19 protein-coding genes and 2 pseudogenes are annotated in these 20,964 nt (G+C 62.1%); 12 read left to right on the top strand and 9 right to left on the bottom strand.

Annotated elements, in window-relative coordinates; all coding sequences use genetic code 11:
- Positions 1-598: 598 nt before the first annotated feature.
- Positions 599-1,033 carry a hypothetical protein gene (locus NLY44_RS07640; protein WP_023805172.1) on the top strand — a complete coding sequence of 145 codons (435 nt, stop codon included), beginning with the start codon at positions 599-601 and terminating at the stop codon, positions 1,031-1,033.
- A gap of 126 nt (positions 1,034-1,159) precedes the next feature.
- On the opposite strand, the gene NLY44_RS07645 is transcribed toward NLY44_RS07640, so the two are convergent.
- Both NLY44_RS07645 and NLY44_RS07650 read right to left on the bottom strand, forming a co-directional pair.
- Positions 1,160-1,840, bottom strand: coding sequence for a DsbA family oxidoreductase (locus NLY44_RS07645; protein ID WP_023805173.1), 681 nt, complete (start codon positions 1,838-1,840; stop codon positions 1,160-1,162).
- 49 nt (positions 1,841-1,889) lie between these two features.
- Positions 1,890-3,710, bottom strand: a complete 1,821-nt coding sequence (locus tag NLY44_RS07650) for an extracellular solute-binding protein (protein WP_023805174.1) — start codon at positions 3,708-3,710, stop codon at positions 1,890-1,892.
- Positions 3,711-3,970: 260 nt separating this feature from the next.
- Here NLY44_RS07650 and NLY44_RS07655 point away from each other — a divergent pair.
- Positions 3,971-4,593 (top strand): annotated as a pseudogene (locus NLY44_RS07655) (invasion associated locus B family protein).
- Positions 4,594-4,674: 81 nt separating this feature from the next.
- Here NLY44_RS07655 and hspQ read toward each other — a convergent pair.
- On the bottom strand, positions 4,675-4,998 hold the full coding sequence (gene hspQ / locus NLY44_RS07660; protein ID WP_023668971.1) for a heat shock protein HspQ: 324 nt from the start codon (positions 4,996-4,998) through the stop codon (positions 4,675-4,677).
- Between the two features lie 224 nt (positions 4,999-5,222).
- Here hspQ and NLY44_RS07665 point away from each other — a divergent pair, with 224 nt between their 5' ends.
- Positions 5,223-6,185, top strand: a complete 963-nt coding sequence (locus NLY44_RS07665) for an AEC family transporter (RefSeq protein WP_023734007.1) — start codon at positions 5,223-5,225, stop codon at positions 6,183-6,185.
- Here NLY44_RS07665 and NLY44_RS07670 read toward each other — a convergent pair.
- Positions 6,162-7,373, bottom strand: coding sequence for a UbiH/UbiF family hydroxylase (locus NLY44_RS07670; protein ID WP_023805175.1), 1,212 nt, complete (start codon positions 7,371-7,373; stop codon positions 6,162-6,164). The two genes, NLY44_RS07665 and NLY44_RS07670, sit on opposite strands and share 24 nt — an antisense overlap.
- A gap of 95 nt (positions 7,374-7,468) precedes the next feature.
- On the opposite strand from NLY44_RS07670, the gene NLY44_RS07675 reads away from it, so the two are divergent.
- From NLY44_RS07675 to NLY44_RS07715, 9 genes and pseudogenes are all read left to right on the top strand, one after another.
- Positions 7,469-7,843, top strand: a complete 375-nt coding sequence (locus tag NLY44_RS07675) for a hypothetical protein (RefSeq protein WP_245263775.1) — start codon at positions 7,469-7,471, stop codon at positions 7,841-7,843.
- Positions 7,824-8,357 (top strand): DUF2182 domain-containing protein, encoded by a 534-nt coding sequence (locus NLY44_RS07680; RefSeq protein WP_245263777.1) that lies wholly within the window; start codon positions 7,824-7,826, stop codon positions 8,355-8,357. The genes NLY44_RS07675 and NLY44_RS07680 overlap by 20 nt, the downstream gene beginning before the upstream one ends.
- 14 nt (positions 8,358-8,371) lie before the next feature.
- Positions 8,372-8,985: pseudogene (locus NLY44_RS07685) on the top strand (DUF1326 domain-containing protein).
- Complete coding sequence (gene pcsA, locus NLY44_RS07690; protein ID WP_023668966.1) at positions 8,982-9,812, top strand: phosphatidylcholine synthase; 831 nt, start codon at positions 8,982-8,984, stop codon at positions 9,810-9,812. The pseudogene NLY44_RS07685 and the gene pcsA overlap by 4 nt, the downstream one beginning before the upstream one ends.
- Before the next feature lie 17 nt (positions 9,813-9,829).
- On the top strand, positions 9,830-10,807 hold the full coding sequence (locus tag NLY44_RS07695) for a quinone oxidoreductase family protein (RefSeq protein WP_023805176.1): 978 nt from the start codon (positions 9,830-9,832) through the stop codon (positions 10,805-10,807).
- Between the two features lie 215 nt (positions 10,808-11,022).
- Positions 11,023-12,600, top strand: coding sequence for an ABC transporter ATP-binding protein (locus NLY44_RS07700; protein WP_023805177.1), 1,578 nt, complete (start codon positions 11,023-11,025; stop codon positions 12,598-12,600).
- Entirely contained in the window at positions 12,597-13,721 is a 1,125-nt protein-coding gene (locus NLY44_RS07705) for an ABC transporter permease (RefSeq protein ID WP_031201686.1), read from the top strand. Before NLY44_RS07700 ends, NLY44_RS07705 begins: the two co-directional genes overlap by 4 nt.
- Positions 13,721-14,641: an ABC transporter permease gene (locus NLY44_RS07710; protein ID WP_023668962.1), complete on the top strand. Its 921-nt coding sequence runs from the start codon at positions 13,721-13,723 to the stop codon at positions 14,639-14,641. The genes NLY44_RS07705 and NLY44_RS07710 overlap by 1 nt, the downstream gene beginning before the upstream one ends.
- Positions 14,642-14,691: 50 nt before the next feature.
- On the top strand, positions 14,692-15,759 hold the full coding sequence (locus NLY44_RS07715; protein WP_023682527.1) for a BMP family ABC transporter substrate-binding protein: 1,068 nt from the start codon (positions 14,692-14,694) through the stop codon (positions 15,757-15,759).
- A 139-nt stretch (positions 15,760-15,898) separates the two neighbouring features.
- Here NLY44_RS07715 and rimO read toward each other — a convergent pair whose 3' ends face one another.
- The 5 genes from rimO to NLY44_RS07740 form a co-directional block, all read right to left on the bottom strand.
- Positions 15,899-17,212: a 30S ribosomal protein S12 methylthiotransferase RimO gene (gene rimO, locus NLY44_RS07720; protein WP_023688481.1), complete on the bottom strand. Its 1,314-nt coding sequence runs from the start codon at positions 17,210-17,212 to the stop codon at positions 15,899-15,901.
- 140 nt (positions 17,213-17,352) lie between these two features.
- Positions 17,353-18,012, bottom strand: coding sequence for a TerC family protein (locus NLY44_RS07725; RefSeq protein ID WP_023668959.1), 660 nt, complete (start codon positions 18,010-18,012; stop codon positions 17,353-17,355).
- A gap of 262 nt (positions 18,013-18,274) precedes the next feature.
- Complete coding sequence (locus NLY44_RS07730) at positions 18,275-18,682, bottom strand: DUF930 domain-containing protein (protein ID WP_032904882.1); 408 nt, start codon at positions 18,680-18,682, stop codon at positions 18,275-18,277.
- A gap of 119 nt (positions 18,683-18,801) precedes the next feature.
- Positions 18,802-19,728 (bottom strand): glycosyltransferase family 2 protein, encoded by a 927-nt coding sequence (locus NLY44_RS07735; RefSeq protein WP_023805179.1) that lies wholly within the window; start codon positions 19,726-19,728, stop codon positions 18,802-18,804.
- Positions 19,692-20,906 (bottom strand): FAD-dependent oxidoreductase, encoded by a 1,215-nt coding sequence (locus NLY44_RS07740; RefSeq protein ID WP_023805180.1) that lies wholly within the window; start codon positions 20,904-20,906, stop codon positions 19,692-19,694. Before NLY44_RS07740 ends, NLY44_RS07735 begins: the two co-directional genes overlap by 37 nt.
- Between the last annotated feature and the right edge of the window lie 58 nt (positions 20,907-20,964).

A 20,964-nucleotide genomic window follows, 5' to 3' on the forward strand; every position in this document is an offset into this window, starting at 1 on the left:
GATACTGGCGTCAGGGGCGACGGCCCGGCGGGGGCGTCGCGGTTCCAAAGTGCCGATATTGAACGTCGCGGTCTGTCGACCCGAATCACAATCCCGCCCAAACCTTTTTTAGTTTTGTTACGGATAGTAACACCAATTGATCATTTTCTATGAATTTTATCCCGGCGAATGTGAGGCAGCCCACCCGCCGTTGCCATGAGGCAACAGTCGGTGCTGGGATGCCGCCGTTTCCAGGCCAAATATCCCCTTCGTTTCAGTGCTTTGCGAGAACGCTCAGATGTGCGGAAATATTCCCTGAGGGAAGGCTCATACACGGCTTTGTGACCAAAAAGCCTTGCCCGTCAGCCGGTTTTCCTGGTGCGCGCTAACCGGATCGGTCGAAAAACTGCCATCGGTGATCGCTCCAAGGCTGCGCGAATCATCTCACAGGCCATCATGTCGGGCCACGCAAGATCGCCCTGCACAGCGACTGTTCATGAGTCCGCACGCGCTTTTTAGCTGCAGCTTAACGCCGTTTGACAATCGTGCGCGCTGGAATGAACCTTGCCGGCACTGTCGGCACCCATGCATATCCGGTTCTTGAACAAGGAAGCTCTCCATGCTTGCACGCGCCGCCGCTCCCGCAATCCTGTCGTTCCTTGCCTGGCTGCCTCTGGCGCACGCCGGCAGCCAGACCATTGCGGCAAGCGCCGAAGGGCAAATCGAGTTCAATGCTCCGTCCGGCAACATCGGCTGCATCTATACGCCCAAGGGTGGCACCAGCACCTACGAGCCACAGGATGGCGGTCCCGAATTGAGCTGTTCGCGCGTCGAGCCCAGCTACGTCACCGTGATCCTCGGGCCGAACGGCCCGGCGACATTGATCAAGAACCCGGGCGAGCAGGGCTGCTGCAGCGATGTCGCGAAGCTGGGTTACGGCAGCAGCTGGAGCAAAGGGCCGTTTACCTGCCAGTCGTCAACCAAGGGACTGACCTGCATGGGCAGCAGCGGGCATGGCTTCTTCCTCAGCAAGGCCAAGGTGACGGTGAAATAACCTGAGCTTGATCCCGAAAAGTGGTTGCCGGTTTTCTCGGACAAACGGGAAACCGTTTTGTCCAGAGATCATGCTCAAACAAGGAGATAGAGCCCCAGCCCGATTTCCATCGGGATGGAACAGGCACTAGCCCGTCTTTTCCAGCTCGCCCTTGGCCTTTGCGGCCGCGACCTGGCGGATGGCATCAGTCAGCGTGTCGGCGTCCTGCGCGCCCATGACGGCGTATTTGCCTTCGAGCAGGAAGCACGGCACGCCGGTGATCCCCATCCGCGATGCCGTGGCGATTTCTGTGCGCACCTCCTCGACGTCGGCATCGGTCGGCAACAGCGTCTCGACCACGGCGGCGTCCATGCCGGCCTCGCGGGCGGCGTCGATCAGCACGGCGTGGTCGCCAATATTGCCGCCTTTCTCGAAATACAGCTGGAACAGCCGGCGCACGAGCCGGTTCTGCACGGCTTCACCGGCGGCGCCCGCCCAGCGGATGACGCGATGCGCGTCCAGCGTGTTGGCGGCCACCTTGATGGCGTCGAAAGCGAAATCGATGCCTTCGGCTTCGCCGAGCGGCTCTATGCGGGCATGCATCTGACGGATGCGCTCGTCGCTGCCGAATTTGGCCAGCATGTATTCGCGCCGGTCCTTGCCCTCGGATGGGATGGTCGGGTCGAGCTGGAACGGCCGCCAGCGCACATGAACCTGGACGTCGCCAGCAGCGGCGATCGCCTTGTCGAGCCGCCTCTGGCCGACGAAGCACCAGGGGCAGACGACGTCGGAGACCACGTCGATGGTAATGGAATTGTCATCGCTCATCTTGATCTCCTGCAGCCGAACGTTTCAGCGAGACCGATCTCGGCTACGCTCAGTTCGGCTTGCGCCACCATGTCGGCCATTGATAACCGAATATGGGCGTCTTTTTGGGATGGTCCAGGTAATTCCAGTAAGCGAGCCATTGCTGCGCGTTGTACTGCATCGGCACCATGTAATTGCCGGAGATGAGCAATCGGTCGAGCACGCGCACGGCGGCGACATAGTCTTCCTTGGTCCGTGCTCTCAGCATCGCGTCGATCGCCGCGTCGACCGCTGGATCGGCGACGCCGGCCAGATTGAATGAACCTTCTCTTTTGGCCTCTGAAGAACCCCAGCGAAGGTTCTGCTCCATACCGGGCGACAGCGAGTTGCTGAACCCGCTGGACCCGACAAGAACCTCAAAGTCGAAACGCTGCTTGCGCGACTGGATCTGGTCGGCCTCGAGGCTGCGGATCGTCACCGCGATGCCGATCTTTTCCAGCGAGCGCTGATAGATGGCGGCAAAGCGTTCCTCGTCCTGCGACGCCGTCAGGATCTCGAAACCGAACGGGTTTCCCTTGGGATCCAGCAGGACGCCATCCCTAACGGCGTAGCCCTGGCTCTTCAGCAGGTCGAACGCCAGCTTCAGCACCTTGCGGTCCTGGCCGGTGCCGTCATTCACCGGCGGGCGCCAGCTGCCGTCCATGACATCGGCCGGCACGCGGCCGGGGTAGGGCGCCAGCAGCGCCTTTTCCCTGTCGCTAGCGGGATGGCCGAGCGCGGAAAGTTCGGAATTCTGCCAGTAGCTCATCGTGCGCGTGTACTTGCCGCCGAACAGGTTCTTGTTGGCCCATTCGAAGTCGTAGAGCATGCCGAGCGCGCGCCGCACCTCCGGATTGGAAAACTTCTCCAGCCGCGTGTTGAACAGGAACCCGGTCACCACGGGCGGTATGCCGGTGTCGAAGGTCTCGGCGATCACCTCGCCGCGATGGAAGGCGGGAAAATCGATATCGCGCTCGCGCTTGACCGGATCGCCCTCATCGTAAATGGCGCAGATGCCTTTCTTGAACGCTTCCGTCTTGGCGTTGGCGTTGAGGAAGTACTCGATGGTGATCTGGTCGTAATTGTCGAAGCCGCGCTTGGAAGGGATGTCCTTGCCCCAGTAATTTGGATTGCGCTTGAAGACGATGCGCTGTCCCGGCTGCACCTTGTCGATGATGTAGGGACCGCTGCCGATCACCGGCTTCAACGTCGTCTTGTCGAAGGTATCCTTGTTGAAGGCGTGCTTTGGGATGATCGGCGTTAGCGCGATGATCAAGGGGGTCTCGCGATTGGCCTTGTCGTTGAAGGTGAAGCGCACGCTGTGATCGCCGGTCTTTTCGAGCTTGGCGATCAGGCTCATGCGGTCCCTATAGGGCGGGCGGCCCTTGTCGGTGAAGACATCGTAGGTGAAAAGCACGTCATCCGGCGTCACCGGCTCGCCATCGGACCACCTTGCATTTGGGTTGAGATGGAACTCGATCCACTTGCGCTCGGGATCCATATCGGCCGTGTCTGCGAGCAGGCCATAGAGGCTGAAGGCCTCGTCGTAGTTGCGCATCATCAACGGCTCGAAGACGAGATTGCCGAAAATGAGGTCCTGCATGCCGCGCGCCGTGGTGCGCAGGCTCTTCAGGATGAACGGGTTCAGATTGTCGAAGCTGCCGACGACGCAGTAAGTGATGTTGCCGCCCTTGGGCGCATCGGGATTGACGTAGTCGAAATGCTGGTAGTCGGCTGGCAGCGCCGGCTCGCCCTGCATGGCGATGGCATGTTTCGGTTCCGACATCGCCACGCCGGGTGCAAAGGCGAAGAACGAAATTGCGGCGATCAGCCAAACAAGAATGCGGCCCATGACCGTCTCCTTACTGGGCGGCTTGATGATTCGGAGTGCACCCTAACATGGCGCCGCGGCGCTCCGGCCAGATACATCAACCCAAATCGCACGACCCAAATTGCGAGGCCAAGAATTGCAGGCGGCGGGCTGGATTCGGCTGCTCATGCAGTGTAACACGCGCTCCGAAGTCATTCTGTTGCCTCAATTCGGCAACAGGTAGCAGGACCACACGGCGCGAAGAAGCCGGTCCCGGGATCATTTGAGAGGAAATGCACGACATGACGAGCCTGAACAGCAACGCATACCGCCTTTCGGTCCTGGCCGCGGGCGTGGTCGGCTTTCTGGGCGCCGGACTTCCCACCGCTTCGGCACAGCAACAGATTCCGCAGGGTTGGTTCAAGGCCTGCACTAAGCAGGAAGATGTCGACATCTGCAATGTCCAGAACATCATCACTGCCGGCAACGGCCAGTTCGTCACCGGCGTCAGCCTGATCGAGTTGAAGGGCAAGGTAAACCGCAAGGTCTTCCAGGTCACGGTTCCCCCAGGTCGCCTGGTGCCCCCGGCATCGCCCTGCAAATAGACGCCGGCAAGGCGACGAAGCTGGATTATGTCATTTGCTTCGCCGACCGTTGCGTTGCCGAAGTGCCGCTGACCGACGCGCTCGTCGCGTCCTTCAAGAAGGGACAGGCGATCACGCTGACCTCGATCAACTTCCAGAGTCAGCCAAATCCAATCAAGGTTGCCTTGACCGGCTTCAGCGGCGCCTTTGACGGCGCGCCGCTGCAGCAGTCGGACATCGAGGATCGGCAGAAAAAACTTCAGGATTTCGTCGTCAAGAACAACCAGGACTTCGCCAAGAAGCTCAAGGACGAGCAGGCCAAGGCCAAAGCCGCCAACTAATCGCCGGGACAGATACCGGAGCGACAAAAAGCGGGGTCATGCCCCGCTTTTTTGTTGTCGTCACGTCGATGCAAGGTGATGTCAGTGTCTCGACTGGCGTTTCGGCTCATAGCGTCCGTCCGGCCGCTTGTCGAACATCTCGCCGATCTGCGGATGCCGGACCGGTTCGCCCGATTGATCCTCGAGCAGATTCTGCTCGGAGACATAGGCAATGTATTCGGTTTCCGAGTTTTCAGCGAGCAGATGGTAGAACGGCTGGTCCTTGCGCGGCCGCACGTCGGCCGGGATGGCTTCGTACCATTCGTCGGTGTTGGCGAATTGCGGATCGACATCGAAAATGATGCCGCGGAACGGAAACAGCCGATGACGAACCACCTGTCCGATCGAAAATTTGGCCGTTTTCATCATACTCACCACTAAGCCTCTAGAGCGCCCGGCGTCCCCTCGAATGTGCGAAGAGCGCTCTAAGACTTTGAATTTACACACACCGTGGCCAAAAATCGAGCCCGACTTAGGTCTGGGATCAGGCTTTATTTGGCGCAGATAGCGTGTCAGTTCAATGCCGAAGCGCTTGACGCCCGATGAAGCTACGGGCTAGCCCGGTCCAGGGGTTTCGGGCCAGGGCAAAAATGTCTGACGTCGTCGGTCTTGTTCTTCCGTTCTTCGGGCTGATTTTCATCGGCTTTCTGGTCGCACGCATGACCAGGCAGCCGCTGGAGGCGCTTGGCTGGATGAACACTTTCATCGTCTATGTCGCGCTTCCTGCCCTGTTCTTCCAATTGCTGGCCCGCACGCCGTTCGAACAGTTGACCGAATGGCGCTTCATCTTCGGCTCGGTATTTTCCACCTACACGATCTTCTCGATCATGTTCGTATGGTCGGTGACGGCGTCGCGCGGCGAGATCGCCCAGTCGACGATCAAGGCGCTGGCCGCGGCCTACGGCAATATCGGCTATATGGGGCCGGGGCTGGCGCTGCTCGCCTTCGGCGAACAAGCGGCGGTTCCCGTCGCGCTGATCTTCTGCTTCGAAAATATCATGCATTTCGCCATCGCGCCGATGATGATGGCGCTGTCGGGCGACGACAAGACATCGCCGTGGCGGCTCATCCTCGGCGTAGTCAGGAAAATCGTCCTGCACCCGTTCATCATCGCGACCGCGCTTGGCGTCGGCGCCGCCTATCTCGGCTTTCACCCACCGCAGCCGGTCGATCGCCTGCTTGAATATCTTTCGCGGGCAGCCGCCCCTTGTGCCCTGTTTGCCATGGGCGTGACGCTTGCGCTCCGGCCGCTCAACCGCGTGCCGCATGAACTGGCGTCGATCGCGGCGCTGAAGCTGATCCTGCATCCATTGCTCTGCTACGTCGTGCTGAGCTGGATCGGGAACTTTTCCGAAATCTGGGTTTTTTCAGCCGTGCTTTTGGCGGCATTACCGACTGCAACCAACGTCTTCGTCATCGCCCAGCAATATGGCGTCTGGGTGCAACGCGCCTCGGCCAGCGTCATGATCACCACCTGTCTCTCGGTGCTGACGGTGACCGGGCTGCTCTACATGATCCGCCACGGCATCTTACCGCCGGACCTGTTTCCCTGAACCGCCGGTAAGCGCCGCAAAGCCGCTGCCCGGCCTCAAGCCTTCGCGCATGAAAAAGGCGCGCAGCGGCGCGAAACTGCCGAGCACATTGAGGCCGGCGCTGCGTGCCATCTGCGCCGGCAACATGTCCGACAGCAACGACATGTTAAGCAGATTGACCGCGCCCGAACGCGCCAGAACGTCGGGACGGCGCCTGGAATCATAGGCGGCCAAAGCCCTTGCGGCGCCAGGGTCGCCGCGATTTTCGCGTGCGATTCCAATCAGATCCTCAACGTCCCTGATGCCGAGGTTTAGACCTTGGGCCCCGATCGGAGGGAACACATGTGCAGCCTCGCCGACCAGCGCCACACGGTTTTGCGCGAAGCGCCCCGGTGATGCCGCTGAAAGCGGGTAAATTTGTCGGCCGGGCTCGACCGACACCCGGCCCAGCATCGACTGCATCTGCTGCTCGACACGCTCGGAAAGCGTCGCGTCATCGAGTGCGGCGAGGTCCTTCGCCGCCTCCGGTTTCACCACCCAGACGAGGCTGGAGCGGTTGCCGGGCAGCGGCACCTGGGTGAACGGCCCGGTCTCTGTGTGGAACTCGGTCGAGGTGAAGCCGTGTTCGCTGCGATGGCCGAAATTCAACACCAGCGCCGCTTGGCGGTAGGATCGCACCGAGGCCACTATGCCTGCCGCCTCGCGCGCCGGCGACAGGCGCCCATCGGCAGCGACCGCAAGCGCGGCCGAGACTTCGCGACCATCAGTCAAGACGGCATGCGCCTGATCGGCGTCCAGACGCCAACTCTCGACCATCGACGTCAGCCATTCGATGCCGGGATGGGCCGCGACGGACTTGGCCAGCGTCGGGTTCAGCGCACTGTTGGGCAGGTTGAGCCCGAACTGCTCCTCGCCGATCTCCATGGCGCGAAAAGTCACCACCGGGCTGCGGATCAGCCGGCTGGTCGCATCAACGATGCGCATGACCTTCAGCGGCGCGGCCTTCGGCGCAAGTTCGGCCAGCACGCCCAGCCGATCGAGAACCTTGAGAGCAGGGTTCATCAGCGCCGTGGTCCGGCCATCGGGCCCGCCTGCTTCGGGTCCGACCAGGGTTACCGGAAAGCCCGCCTCGGCGAAACCGAGCGCCGCGATCAGTCCGGCAGGGCCGCTGCCGGCTACCAGTATCCGTGCTGTCTCGCGATGATCCAAATTGGACTTCCAGTTTGCGATGCAGGTGTCTACCCATGGATATAGGTCAGACCATGCGGCTTGATCAACGCGGCGATTAGGCTCATTCGGTTGTCATGACCGGCCAGCAGGACGATTTCAGCCATCTCGACCGCGCCGGCCGCGCCACGGCAAGCCTGGCCCGCAGCCCCCGCCTGACGGTCAACATCGCCATCGCCGGCGGCATTCTGCTCGCCTGGTTCATTCTCGGCGCCATGGCGATCCGCGGCGCCGAAGGCCGGCTCCCCGGCGTACCAGGCGATGTGGTCCTGCGATATCTGCCGCAACTGCCGCTGCCGGATGTCCTCGACCGCTTCTTCGGCATGTGCCTGACGCCCGCACCACTTGATGCCGGCGGCGCACCGGTTCTGGCGCTGATCGTGATGTGGTTTTTTGATGGCCGTGGCGACGATGCTGCCGTCGGCGGCGCCGATGATCCGTACCTATTGTGAAATCGCCGACACCGCCCGCATCAAGGGCGAGCCGGTGGCCCATCCGCTGGTCCTGGTTGCCGGCTACCTCTCGACATGGCTTGTCGCCTCTATCGGCTTCGCGGTGCTGACGTTGCTCGTCCACGCATTTGCGTCCTCCGCTCGATTGCTCGATCCGGTGAGCGGCCTTGCCGCGGCGGCCGCGCTGCTGGTTGCCGGCCTCTACCAGTTCAGCAGCCTCAAGCAGGCCTGCCTGACAAAATGCCGGAACCCGTTCTCGACACTGTTTTCCAACTGGAGCGCGGAGCCGGGTGGCATCTTCCGGCTAGGGCTGAAGCAGGGCCTGTGGTGCCTCGGCTGCTGCTGGGCGCTGATGCTGGTGATGTTTGCCGTCGGCGCGATGAACGTGTTCTGGATGGCGCTGATCGGCCTGTTCACCTTGATCGAAAAACAGACCACCGGCAGCCTTCCAACCCGAGTGGCCGGTGCGATACTGCTTGTCTGGGTAGTCGCCCTGCTAGTAGTCTCGGCATGACGGGGGATAATTCCATGGCAGAGCAAGGCTGGGCAATGAAAGGAGAGCTCGTACTCTCCTGCAATTGCACGGTTTTTTGTCCTTGCGTGCTGTCGCTTGGCAGCCATCCGCCGACGGAGGGTTATTGTCAGACCTGGGCGGGTTTCCGCATCGACGCAGGCCATTTCGGCGAGGTCGACCTGTCCGGCCTCAATCTCGGACTGGTCATGGAAATCCCCGGTTATATGAGCCGCGGCAACTGGACCGCAGGCCTGTTCATCGACAAGCGCGCCTCCGTCTATGCGGTGAAAGCGCTGACCAGGATCTTCACCGGAAGGCCGGCGGAACCACCACGCTGTTGTCCATCCTTGTCGGCAAGTTCCTCGGCGTCGAGCAGGTGCCGATCACCTACGAGACGCGTGACAAGACCCGTATTTTCCAGATACCGAAGATCATCGACGGGGCGGTCACACCGATTCCCGGCAAGGATCGCGAGAAGGATACCGTGATCGGCAACTCGGAATACTGGATCGCGCCGGAGATCATCGTGGCCAGGTCCGACAAGAGCAAGATGCGGGCTTTCGGCCGCAACTGGAACTTTGCCGGCCGCTCGGCCGAAATCTGCAAACTGGATTGGCGGGGCCCGTGAGCAAGAACACAACCGCCAGGAACGCCGCCAAAAAGATCACCGACCGGATTCCGAGGCCGAAGAAGAAGGTCACCTGGCCGCAGGCGCGGGCATTCTCGGTGCATCTGTTGACCGCGTCTGGCTCGTTCCTGGCCTTCCTGTCGCTGGTGGCGGCAAGCGAGCAACGCTGGACGGCGATGTTCTGGTGGCTGGGGCTGGCGCTGTTCGTCGACGGCATAGACGGGCCGATCGCGCGCAAGCTCGAGGTCAAGGAGATTTTGCCGACCTGGTCGGGCGAACTCCTCGACAACATCATCGACTATGTCACCTACGTGCTGATCCCGGCCTTCGCACTCTACCAGCGCGGCTTCATGGGCGAAGGGCTGTCGTTCCTGTCGGCGGCCATCATCGTGGTGTCCAGCGCCATCTATTATGCCGACACCGGAATGAAGACGAAGGAGAACTTCTTCAAAGGCTTTCCGGTGGTCTGGAACATGGTCGTGTTCACGCTGTTCGTCATCGAGCCGGGACAGTGGGTGTCCTTCGGCGTCGTCGTGGCGGCCGGCATCCTCACCTTCGTGCCGATCAACTTCATTCACCCCGTGCGGGTGGTGCGGCTGCGGCCAATTAATCTTGGCATGACGCTGCTCTGGTGTGCTTTCGGTGCGCTGGCGCTGGCGCAGGCGGCCCTTGCCGCCTTCTACGACCAGATCGGCGTTTTGGGCGAACAGGTCAGCGTCTTTACCAAGGTCGGCATCACCATCACCGGACTTTACCTCGCCTGCATCGGCGGTATCATGCAGTTCTTCCCCAAACTCGGCGCCAAGCCGGACACTAAGAAAGCCTGACCGCAGGAAAGCCCACAATGTCCAAAGCAGTCCGTATCCACGCCCATGGCGGTCCGGAAGTCCTGACCTATGAAGACGCCGATCCGGGACAACCCGGCGCCGGGCAGATCCTGGTCAGGCACACCGCGATCGGCCTCAATTTCATCGATGTCTATCACCGCATCGGCCTCTATCCGCCGCCCGGCGGCTTCCCGCTGATCCCCGGCGGCGAGGCGGCAGGTGTGGTTCTCGAGGTCGGCGCAGGCATCGACTGGCTGAAGCCGGGCGACCGCATCGCCTATGCCGTCAACGTCGGCGCCTATGCCGAACAGCGCGTCGTCGCCGCCGACCGCGTCGTCAAGGTGCCGGACCGCATCAGCGACGAACAGGCCGCCGGCATGATGCTTAAAGGCATGACGGCGGAGTATCTGTTGCGCCGGACCTTCAAAGTAAAGGCAGGCGACACCATCCTGTTTCATGCCGCCGCCGGCGGCGTCGGGCTGATCCTGGGACAATGGGCAAAACATCTCGGCGCCGCCGTGATCGGCACGGCAAGCTCAACCGATAAGATCGAGCTCGCCAAGGCGCATGGCTTCGGCCATGTCATCAACTACAAGGAGCAGGATTTCGTCGCCGGTGTCGCCGCCATCACCGGCGGCAAAAAATGCGACGTCGTCTACGATTCGGTCGGCAACGACACATTCCCGGCCTCGCTCGACTGTCTGAAGCCGCTCGGCATGTTCGTCTCTTTCGGTCAGTCCTCTGGACCGATCCCGCCATTTTCAATGTCGCTGCTGGCGCAGAAGGGCTCGCTGTTCGCTACCAGGCCGACGCTGTTCGTCTACAACGCCAAGCGTGAAGACCTAGAAATCTCCGCCGCGGCATTGTTCGACGTGGTGTTGAGCGGCGCGGTCGAGATCAAGATCAACCAGCGCTATGCGCTGAAGGACGCCGGCAAGGCGCAAGCCGATCTCGAAGGGCGCAAGACCACGGGTACGACAATACTGATCCCCTGACGGAGGTTTGCCTTGCTTTCAGCGTTTTGCCGCGACGCCAGGCACTGTTTACCCGAAAAACCGGGCGATCGGTTTGTTGTGCGAAGCAGGTCAATCTTTACCCCTTGAGTTTCCGCTGAAATTCTTGAAGCTCTTTCAAGGTGGGTGCTGCTTTCGCACGAGAGCGGCCAGCGCATACCATGCTGGCGGGAACACAGAACATGTCCGGGAACCGGATGGGAGGCACTGTGAGTGCAGATCATGATGGAGCGAACCTGCTTGAGGTTCGTGGCCTGACCAAGATATTCGGCACGCTGACGGCGTGCGATCATATCGACCTCAACATCGCCAAAGGCGAGATCCACGCGCTGCTCGGCGAAAACGGCGCCGGCAAGTCGACGCTGGTCAAGATGCTGTTCGGCTCGCTGGAGCCCAATTCCGGCGAGATATTCTGGAACGGCGAAGCGGTGCGGATCACCAGTCCGGGCATGGCGAAGAAGCTCGGCATCGGCATGGTGTTTCAGCACTTTTCGCTGTTCGAGGCGCTGACCGCGGCCGAGAATATCGCTCTGTCTCTGGATGACGGCTCACCGATCAGCTCGATCGCGGCCAAGGCGAGGGCGCTTTCCTTCAGCTATGGCCTGCCGCTCGATCCGGACTCGCTGGTCGGCGATCTCTCGGTCGGCGAACGCCAGCGCATCGAGATCATCCGCTGCCTGTTGCAGACGCCGCAGCTCATCATCCTCGACGAGCCGACCTCGGTGCTGACGCCGCAGGAAGCCGACAAGCTGTTCGAGACGCTTGAGCGCCTGCGCTCCGAGGGCAAATCCATCCTCTACATTTCGCACCGGCTGGAAGAGGTCAAACGCATCTGCGACCGCGCCACCGTGCTGCGTCACGGCAAGGTCGTCGGCCATTGCAATCCGCGCGAGGAAACCGCTTCGTCGCTGGCCCGCATGATGGTCGGCAACGAGGTGAAGGCCGTGGTGCGTGCGCCGGCCGAAGGCATCGAGGCCGCGCAGCCGCTGCTCGAAATTCGCGCCCTCAGCCGCAAGCCGGCAACGCCGTTTTCGATCCCGCTGAAGAATATCAACCTCGCTGTGCGCGCTGGCGAGGTGATCGGCATTGCCGGTGTCGCCGGCAACGGCCAGGGCGAGTTCTTCGAATCCGTCTCCGGCGAGGTGCTGCAGAAGGACGCCGCATCCGTGCGCATCCGCGGCAAGGATGCCGGCTCGCTCTCGATCACAGGCCGGCGGCTGATGGGCGCTGCCTTCGTGCCGGAAGAACGCCTCGGCCATGGCGCGGCGCCACGCATGAAGCTTTCGGAAAATCTGCTTCTGTCGCGGCACGCCACCGACGGCAAGGTTTTTGTCGGCACCGGCGGCGCGGTGAAAAGCGGTGCGGTCTATGCCGCCGCCCAGCGCATCATCGTGGCGATGGATGTGCGCAAGAGCGCGCCCGATCCGGAAGCCGCGGCCCTTTCAGGCGGCAATCTGCAGAAATTCATCGTCGGTCGCGAACTCGACCGCAGCCCTGCCGTCATGGTCGTCAACCAGCCGACCTGGGGCGTCGACGCCGGTGCCGCCGCCCACATCCGCCAGGCGCTGATCGAACTGGCGCGCAGCGGCTCGGCAGTTCTGGTCATCAGCCAGGACCTCGATGAGCTGTTCGAGATTTCGGACGCGATCGCGGTCATGCACAATGGCGAATTGTCCAAACCGCTGCCGATCGCCGAGGCAACTTTCGAAAAGGTCGGTCTGTTGATGGGCGGCGCCGAGCCTGGCCACGCCGAACATGGTCTGGAGACGGCATGATGCGCCTCGAACTCGTCAAACGCCCGCAGCGCTCTATGCTCTTTTCGGCGCTGTCGCCCTTCATCGCCTTCGCCCTGACGATCATCGCCGGCGCGGTTCTGTTCGCGCTGCTCGGCGTCAACCCGCTGAGCGCATTTGAGATCTATTTCATCGAGCCGATCAGCCAGGTCTGGCAGCTGCATGAGCTGGCGATCAAGGCCGCGCCGTTGATCCTGATCGCGGTCGGCCTGTCGGTCTGTTACAAGGCCAACATCTGGAACATTGGCGCCGAGGGACAGTTCATCCTCGGCGGCATTTTCGGCTCGGCCATTCCGGTGCTGTTTCCCGGGTTCGAAGGCCCGCTTGTGCTGCCGCTGATGCTGTTGTTCGGCATGGTCGGCGGCGCCGCGTACGCTGCAATCCCGGCTCTCTTGAAGACGCACTTCGGCACCAACGAAATCCTGACCAGCCTGATGCTGGTCTATGTCGCCCAGCTTTTCCTCGACTGGCTGGTGCGCGGTCCCTGGCGCGATCCGCAGGGCCACGGCTTCCCGCAGACGATCCAGTTCAACGACTCGGCGGTGCTGCCGGAACTGATGCCGGATGCCGGCCGCGCAAATTGGGGTTTTGTCTTCGCTCTCATCGCAGCCGTGCTGATCTGGGTGCTGATGAGCCGCCTGCTCAAGGGTTTTGAGGTCCGCGTGCTCGGCTCCAGCCCGAGGGCAGGGCGGTTCGCCGGCTTCGGCCTCAACCGCATGGTCTTCTTCGCCTTCCTGCTGTCAGGCGCGCTGGCCGGACTTGCCGGCATTTCGGAAGTCTCCGGCGCCATCGGCCAGCTCCAACCGGTGATCTCGCCCGGCTACGGCTTCACAGCGATCATTGTCGCGTTCCTCGGCCGGCTCAATCCGCTCGGCATTGTCGCCGCCGGCCTGGTGCTGGCGCTGACCTATCTCGGCGGCGAGGCGGTGCAAAGCGCGCTCGGCATCTCCGACAAGGTGGCGCGTGTGTTCCAGGGCATGCTTTTGTTCTTCGTGCTCGGTTGCGACACGCTCATCCATTACCGCATTCGCCTGGTCGGCATGGCGCTGACGAAAAGCGCGGCGAAGCTTGAAGCCGCGCCGAAGTTGAAGGAAGCCCGCTGATGGACATCGCCGTCAACATCCTTTTGACCATCGCGACCGCGGCGACGCCGCTGCTGATCGCGGCAATCGGCGAACTCGTGGTCGAGCGCTCCGGCGTGCTCAACCTCGGCGTCGAAGGCATGATGATCATGGGCGCCGTCGGCGGCTTCGGCGCCGGCTATCTCACGGGATCGCCCTGGATCGGCTTGTTGGCGGCAATCGCCATGGGTGCCGTGTTCTCGCTGCTGTTTGCGGTGATGACGCTGTCGCTCGCCACCAACCAGGTGGCGACCGGCCTGTCGTTGACGCTGCTTGGCCTCGGCCTGTCCGGCATGATGGGGACCAGCTTCGTCGGCCAGCCCGGCGAGCGGCTGCCAAACCTCTACGTTCCGGTGCTCACCGACATTCCCGTGGTCGGCAGGCTGTTGTTCGGCCAGGACCCGATCTTCTACATCTCGATCGCGCTGACGGCGGCCGTCATGTGGTTCCTGTTCAAGACCCGCACCGGCCTCACACTGCGCTCGATCGGCGACAGCCACACATCAGCGCATGCGCTCGGCATCAAGGTCATCCGCTACCGCTATCTCGCGGTCATCTTCGGCGGCGCCTGCGCCGGCCTTGCCGGCGGCCATCTGTCGCTGGTCTACACGCCGCAATGGGTGGAGAACATGAGCGCGGGCCGCGGCTGGATCGCGCTGGCGCTGGTCGTCTTCGCCTCCTGGCGGCCGTGGCGCGTGCTCGCCGGTGCCTACATCTTCGGCGCGGTGTGGATCGGCCAGCTTCATGCACAGGCATTTGGCATTCCGGTGCCTTCGCAGCTGCTTTCTTCTCTGCCCTATCTGGCAACCGTCGTGGTTCTCGTTCTAATCTCGCGCAACAAGCGTCTGACGATGATGAACACGCCGGCTTCCTTGGGGCAGCCATTCGTTCCGGATCGTTGACAACAAAAACAAACGGGAAGCTCCAAGGCTAAACTCAGAGAGGTAACACAATGAAAAAACTGCTTATCGCGTTGATGACCACGACCGCCGCCATGTCACTGGCGGCGTCCGCACAGGCCGCCGACAAGTTGAAGGCATGCTGGGTCTACACCGGCCCGATCGGCGATTTCGGCTATTCCTACCAGCACGACCAAGGCCGCCTCGAGGTGGAGAAGGCGCTCGGCGACAAGGTCGAAACCGCCTATCTCGAGAACGTCTCGGAAGGTCCCGATGCCGACCGCGCTTTCGAGCGTCTGGCGCGCGAAGGCTGCAAGATCATCTTCGGCACCTCTTTCGGCTTCATGGACCCGGAAGTGAAGGTCGCCAAGAAGTTCCCCAAAGTGATGTTCGAGCACGCCACCGGCTACAAGACCGCTGACAATCTCGGCATCTACAATGCGCGCTTCTATGAAGGCCGCTACGTGCTCGGCCAGATCGCCGCCAAGGAATCGAAGGCAGGGGTCGCCGGCTATATCGTTTCTTTCCCGATCCCCGAAGTGGTGATGGGCATCAACTCCTTCATGCTCGGCGCGCAATCGGTCAACCCGAACTTCAAGGCCAAGATCGTCTGGGTGAACTCCTGGTTCGATCCGGGCAAGGAAGCCGACGCGGCCAAGGCGCTGTTCGACCAGGGCGCCGACATCATCGTCCAGCACACGGATTCCACTGCGGCACTGCAGGTGGCGGAAGAGCGCAAGCTGCACGGCTTCGGCCAGTCCTCCGACATGATCAAGTTCGCGCCGAACGCGCAGCTGACCTCGCTGACGGACGAATGGGGGCCGTACTACATCAGCCGCGTCCAGGCAGCGCTCGACGGCACCTGGAAGCCGGACAATGTCTGGCTCGGCATCAAGGACGGCGCCGTCAAGCTGGCGCCCTTCACCAACATGCCGGACGATGTTAAGGCGATGGCCGAGGCAACCGCCAAGAAAATCGCAGATGGCTGGAACCCCTTCACCGGACCGGTCGCCAAGCAGGACGGCACGCCGTGGCTCAAGGACGGCGAAGTCGCCGACGACGGCACGCTGCTCGGCATGAACTTCTATGTGAAGGGCGTCGACGACAAGTTGCCGCAGTAAGTATCGGAAACGCAAAAGAGAAGGGGCGCCGCGCGGCGCCCCTTTTCATTTCGCGGACTGCACGCTTCGACCGCGAAACCGCGCCGAGGGCTGTGCCAAAAATCCGAGGGCGCCGGGAGGCGCCCTTTTTGGTAATTTTCTAAACCGCCGAGCCGTAAAGGTCGTAGGCGTCGGCGCGGTCGATCTTGACCGTGACGATGTCGCCTTGGCGCAGCGGGCGGCGCGACTGGATATGCACCGAACCGTCGATCTCGGGCGCGTCGTATTTTGTCCGGCCCTTGGCAGACGTGCCATGCGCCTCGTCGATCAGCACCGGCAGGCGCTTGCCGACCTTCTTGGCCAGCTGCGTCGCCGAGATCTTCTGCTGGCGCTGCATGAAGCGATGCCAGCGCGCTTCCTTGATCTCCTGCGGCACCTGTTCGAGGCCGAGATCGTTGGAGCGGGCGCCGCGGACCGGCTCGTATTTAAAGCAGCCGGCGCGATCGATCCTGGCCTCGTCCAGCCAGTCGAGCAGCATCTCGAAATCCTCGTCGGTCTCGTCGGGGAAACCGACGATGAATGTCGAGCGTATCGCCAGATCCGGGCACACCTCGCGCCAGCCGCGAATGCGCTCCAGCGTCTTTTCGCCATGGGCTGGACGGCGCATGTTCTTCAGCACCTGCGGCGAGGCGTGCTGGAAGGGGATGTCCAGATAAGGAAGGATTTTTCCATCCGCCATCAGCGGGATGACATCGGCGACATGCGGGTAGGGGTAGACATAGTGCATGCGTACCCAGATGCCGAGCTTGCCCAGCTCCTCCGACAGGTCGAGGAATTTCGCCCGCACTTCGCGGTCGCCGAACATCGACGTCTGGTACTTGATGTCGATGCCGTAGGCGCTGGTGTCCTGCGAGATGACCAGCAATTCCTTGACCCCGGCCTTGGCCAGCTTCTCGGCCTCGCGCAGCACATCGGCCGCCGGGCGCGAGACGAGGTCGCCGCGCAGTGCGGGAATGATGCAGAAGGTGCAGCGGTTGTTGCAGCCTTCGGAAATCTTGAGATAGGCGTAGTGGCGCGGCGTCAGCTTGACGCCTTGCGGCGGCAGAAGGTCGATATAGGGATCGTGGCTGGGCGGCGCCGCCTCATGCACCGCGGCCATCACGCTCTCATAGGCCTGCGGGCCGGTGATGGCGAGGACGTTGGGGTGCTTCTCTCGGATGACGTCCGGCTCGGCGCCGAGGCAGCCGGTGACGATCACCCGGCCGTTTTCCGAAAGCGCCGAACCAATGGCGTTGAGCGATTCGTCGCGGGCTGAGTCGAGAAAGCCGCAGGTGTTGACGACGACAAGGTCGGCGCCGTCATGCTTGCGTGCGATCTCATAGCCTTCGGCGCGCAGGCGCGTGATGATGCGCTCGGAATCCACAAGCGCCTTCGGGCATCCAAGGCTGACGAAACTGACGCGAGGCGCAGACATGAGAAAACATCCGGGTTTTTCGGGATCGGCGGCCAGTACCACACTTATTGCGGCATTGGTATGGGCAGCGGCTGCGGCGAACGCGACCACTGCCTCCGGCAGATACCCATGCTGCTACAGAAGCTGTGGGACCGGCAGCGTCAGCTCACCACAGGACTGACATGCGGCCAGACCTCGACAACGCCGCGATAGACCATATCGATCGCGACGTAGAGAATGATCAGCAAGCCGACATAGGCGATCCAGCGGTGGCGATGCAGCAGCTTGGCAATGAAGCTCGCGGCCAAGCCCATCAAGGCGATCGACAGCACCAGGCCTATGACAAGCACGGGAAAATGATCGCGCGCCGCACCGGCGACCGCCAGCACATTGTCCAGCGACATCGAAACATCGGCGACGACGATCTGCAGGGCCGCCTGGCCGAGCGTCTTGCGCGGCGCCTTGCCACCCACCGTTCTGTCGCTGTTGAGGTCGGAATCGGACAGCGCCTCGGTCGCCTCGAACTCGTCGGCATGCGACGTCCGCAGCTCGCGCCACATCTTCCAGCACACCCACAACAAAAGGATGCCGCCGGCCAGCAGCAGGCCGACAATGGCAAGAAGCTTGACGGTGACGGCGGCAAACAGGATGCGCAGCACCGTCGCTGCCAACACGCCGATCAGGATGGCTTTCTTGCGCTGCTCGACCGGCAGGCCGGCGGCGGCAAGGCCGATGACGATGGCATTGTCGCCGGCAAGCACCAGATCGATGGCGATGACCTGGAGGAGGGCCGTCATGCTTGCAGCGCTGAAAATGTCCATCGACCGGAGCCCCTTGCTGTATCGGCGTGTTCGTCGTCGGATATGCCGACGCCCTAACGTGTATGGTTCCCGCGCGTCAAGAGACTGCCGGCGCAATTCCAGGAAAAGTGCGTAGCGGTTTTCCGTCGGGAATTATGCAAAAACAAAGAGTTAGAGTGGGTCAGCTGCTCCATAAAAAGCTGAACCGCTCTAACGGCCGACGCTGAAAGCCACGGGAATAGGGAAGGTCGTTCTGCCAGAGAGAATTCTGGTCGCAGCGAATTCAGTCGTAGAGATTGTACTTCGCCCAGTCGGCTTCTGGAATCTCGTCGCCGATGCGGTAACGGAACTGCAGAACCTCCATATGGTCCGGCGCCGTCTCGCATTTGAACTTCAGCCGGTACCACTGTCCCTTGCTGCGGAAGGCAGCACCCGGGCTGCGGATGACATCGGCTTTCATTTCCGGCGTCGCGAAGGCGTAGGCGACGACGCGGTCTGCCTTGTACTTGTGGTCGTCATGGCTGATGCGGTCGAGCACTTCGGCGTCGCATCTCTGCTCCAGCCGGGTCTCCGGGTCGAGTTTCAGCAGGCCGGCGCGCAGGGCGGCGTCCATCGCGTGGGCGGGCCAGGCCAGCGTCACCGAGGCCAGCGCCGCAAGGAATAGTTTTTTCATGGGCGGGAGAACGACCATAACTCGCGTGAAAAATCAACCGGAGTGCCATTTTGGGGCAGCCGGATATGCGCGGAAATCGTCGTTGGCCGGGCAGGGTGTCTTGACGCAGCCGCTTTGACACGTCGCCGGCGCCATTCTTAATTGTCCGGGCTGCCATGCACCGATTGCCTGTTTCCCCGTCTTTCCGCTTCTCGCGATCGCGGCAGCCACCGCCACGGCCGCAAGGCGATATAGGCAGCGAGGAAGGTTCTCTGTGCAAGGCCGGCCTCGCTGTGCCAGACCTCCCTTATCCCCGCCGCCCTCAATGCCCTTCGTTGGGTGCTGTTGCGTTCCCAGCGCCGGCTGATGCTGCCCGCCCGATAGTATTTGTGGCAGAGCACTTGCGGCACGCGGACAAAGCCGCCGAGCAGCGACAGATGCAGAAGCCAGGTCCAGTCGGCGCTGAATTCGCCTTGGGTGTTGGGCTTGATCCCGCCGCTACGGTGGAACGCCCAGGCCCTGAATATCCCACGATTGGGAACCCACCATCCATGCGGCTGGCGCGCCATCACCCGGCCACGCGCAAAACCGTCCTGCAAGCCCTCTAGCAGGTCGAACTTCCACGTGGCACTTTCGCCTCTGACTTCGATCACTTCGACATCGCTGAACGACAGTACGGCCTCGGGATTGGCATCGAGCGCCCGCACCAGCGCCTCGATATAGTTTGGATCGATGACGTCGTCATGGAAGGCAAAGAACATCAATTCGCCGCTGGCATTGGCCATCAGATCGTTGGAGTTCTTCAGCCATCCCAGGTTTTTGTCCCGGCGCAGGATTCGGACATCGTCGCGGCCGCTGGCGAAGGCTGAAACGATCTCGAATGTCGCGTCGGTCGAATTGTCCTCGCCGACCAGGATCTCGATATTGTCCCAGGTCTGCGCGGCGAGGCTGTCCAGCGTACGCGAAATGAATGCCGCCGAATTGTAGCATGGCACCAGCGCGGTGACCTTCGGCCGCCAGCCGGATCGAAGCTCGACTTGTTTCTGCGCTACCTGCTTCGCGCCGCCCTGTTCTGTCTCACCCATTCACTCGATCCCGCAGATTTGCCGCGCCAGCCTGTCGGCAAGCCACGGCGCCGTCGAATATTACCTGTGTCGACCGAGATGTAGTTGCCCAGGCGGTTGACCCCGAATTGGTCGCGGCGATGGATCGTGGCTTTCGGGTCGCTGAGCGAACCACGCCCTTGCGCAAACACGAAGCCGCCGCGTACCTCAAGCTCCTCGGCATCGTCGAACATGCTGGAAACAACGGGCACCAACCGAGTGAGCGTGGCGCGAACGTCGCCGATGAACCGCTGTCGTGCGTCGGCATCGAGCGCTTGTGGCGTTTCGATCGACAATTCGCCACTCTCCGCAAGCAACCCGCTCGGATACCAGGAGAGATAGAAGTTGCGCCCGTTATAGTTTTTTATGTCGCCGAATGGGCCAAGGGCGACGACCGCGCACGGCACATCGACAGGCTGGCTGGTGCGGCCGAACAGGCAAAGCCGGTAGCGGTGCGACCATCCGGGAACCGGCTCGATGCCGGCCGTGCGGTCGACAGCCAGCCGCCCCTCCCATAGGCAATTGACGACAATGTCGAACGCCTCGCTTTTCTCGCCTGCGACCGCCACGCGCCATTTCCCGTCAATTCCGTCCACCGGCTTTGCCGACAGGACTTTGGCCGCCGCACCCCGAAGCACGGCGCAAAGCCGGTCGGCAACCCATCGCGTGTTGATGGATCGCTCCGGCACCTGGAAGCCGCCGACGATCTGGTCCGAGTTGGTGACATCGGCCAATTCAGTTTTGGAAAGCCGATTCGATCGCGCCGCCGATACGTCGGCAAGGTAGCTGGTGGCGTCAGCGTGGCTGCGCACCAATACATCCACACGTTCAAAGATCGCCCCCAGCGCCTCGGCAGCGACGATCGAGTTGCGATGGACCAGATAAAGGTCTTCCGAAAAGGTCGTGTGCGCTTCCAGATTGCTTCCGATCAGCTCGGAAACAAGCCTGCCGAAACACAGTCCTCCCGAAAGCAGATGCCGGGCGGTCAGCAGCGAGGGATCGTTCCCGTAGAGATAGCCGAGATGAATCTTGCCCTCGTTCCAACGGCTGGCGCAGGCCATCGGCTCGCTCTTCTTGTCGAAGAGGGACACCGCGTAGCCTCTGCGGGCCATCATGAGAGCGAGGCTGGCGCCCATGATGCCGGCGCCGAGAATAGCCATTCTGCCGCGAGGCGCTGTCATGTCCTGGCGCGCATCGCGGCCTCTCCTTTCCTGACGA

The sequence above is a fragment of the Mesorhizobium sp. C089B genome, assembly GCF_030323125.1.
In the GTDB taxonomy this organism is placed as follows: Bacteria; Pseudomonadota; Alphaproteobacteria; order Rhizobiales; family Rhizobiaceae; genus Mesorhizobium.

Bases quoted from the DNA above. Each gene is read 5' to 3' on its own strand.
- NLY44_RS07640 (WP_023805172.1), top strand. From the start codon at position 599: ATGCTTGCACGCGCCGCCGCTCCCGCAATCCTGTCGTTCCTTGCCTGG.
- NLY44_RS07645 (WP_023805173.1), bottom strand. From the start codon at position 1,840: ATGAGCGATGACAATTCCATTACCATCGACGTGGTCTCCGACGTCGTC.
- NLY44_RS07650 (WP_023805174.1), bottom strand. From the start codon at position 3,710: ATGGGCCGCATTCTTGTTTGGCTGATCGCCGCAATTTCGTTCTTCGCC.
- hspQ (WP_023668971.1), bottom strand. From the start codon at position 4,998: ATGAAAACGGCCAAATTTTCGATCGGACAGGTGGTTCGTCATCGGCTG.
- NLY44_RS07665 (WP_023734007.1), top strand. From the start codon at position 5,223: ATGTCTGACGTCGTCGGTCTTGTTCTTCCGTTCTTCGGGCTGATTTTC.
- NLY44_RS07675 (WP_245263775.1), top strand. From the start codon at position 7,469: ATGACCGGCCAGCAGGACGATTTCAGCCATCTCGACCGCGCCGGCCGC.
- NLY44_RS07680 (WP_245263777.1), top strand. From the start codon at position 7,824: ATGATCCGTACCTATTGTGAAATCGCCGACACCGCCCGCATCAAGGGC.
- NLY44_RS07695 (WP_023805176.1), top strand. From the start codon at position 9,830: ATGTCCAAAGCAGTCCGTATCCACGCCCATGGCGGTCCGGAAGTCCTG.
- NLY44_RS07700 (WP_023805177.1), top strand. From the start codon at position 11,023: ATGGGAGGCACTGTGAGTGCAGATCATGATGGAGCGAACCTGCTTGAG.
- NLY44_RS07705 (WP_031201686.1), top strand. From the start codon at position 12,597: ATGATGCGCCTCGAACTCGTCAAACGCCCGCAGCGCTCTATGCTCTTT.
- NLY44_RS07710 (WP_023668962.1), top strand. From the start codon at position 13,721: ATGGACATCGCCGTCAACATCCTTTTGACCATCGCGACCGCGGCGACG.
- NLY44_RS07715 (WP_023682527.1), top strand. From the start codon at position 14,692: ATGAAAAAACTGCTTATCGCGTTGATGACCACGACCGCCGCCATGTCA.
- rimO (WP_023688481.1), bottom strand. From the start codon at position 17,212: ATGTCTGCGCCTCGCGTCAGTTTCGTCAGCCTTGGATGCCCGAAGGCG.
- NLY44_RS07725 (WP_023668959.1), bottom strand. From the start codon at position 18,012: ATGGACATTTTCAGCGCTGCAAGCATGACGGCCCTCCTCCAGGTCATC.
- NLY44_RS07730 (WP_032904882.1), bottom strand. From the start codon at position 18,682: ATGGTCGTTCTCCCGCCCATGAAAAAACTATTCCTTGCGGCGCTGGCC.
- NLY44_RS07735 (WP_023805179.1), bottom strand. From the start codon at position 19,728: ATGGGTGAGACAGAACAGGGCGGCGCGAAGCAGGTAGCGCAGAAACAA.
- NLY44_RS07740 (WP_023805180.1), bottom strand. From the start codon at position 20,906: ATGGCTATTCTCGGCGCCGGCATCATGGGCGCCAGCCTCGCTCTCATG.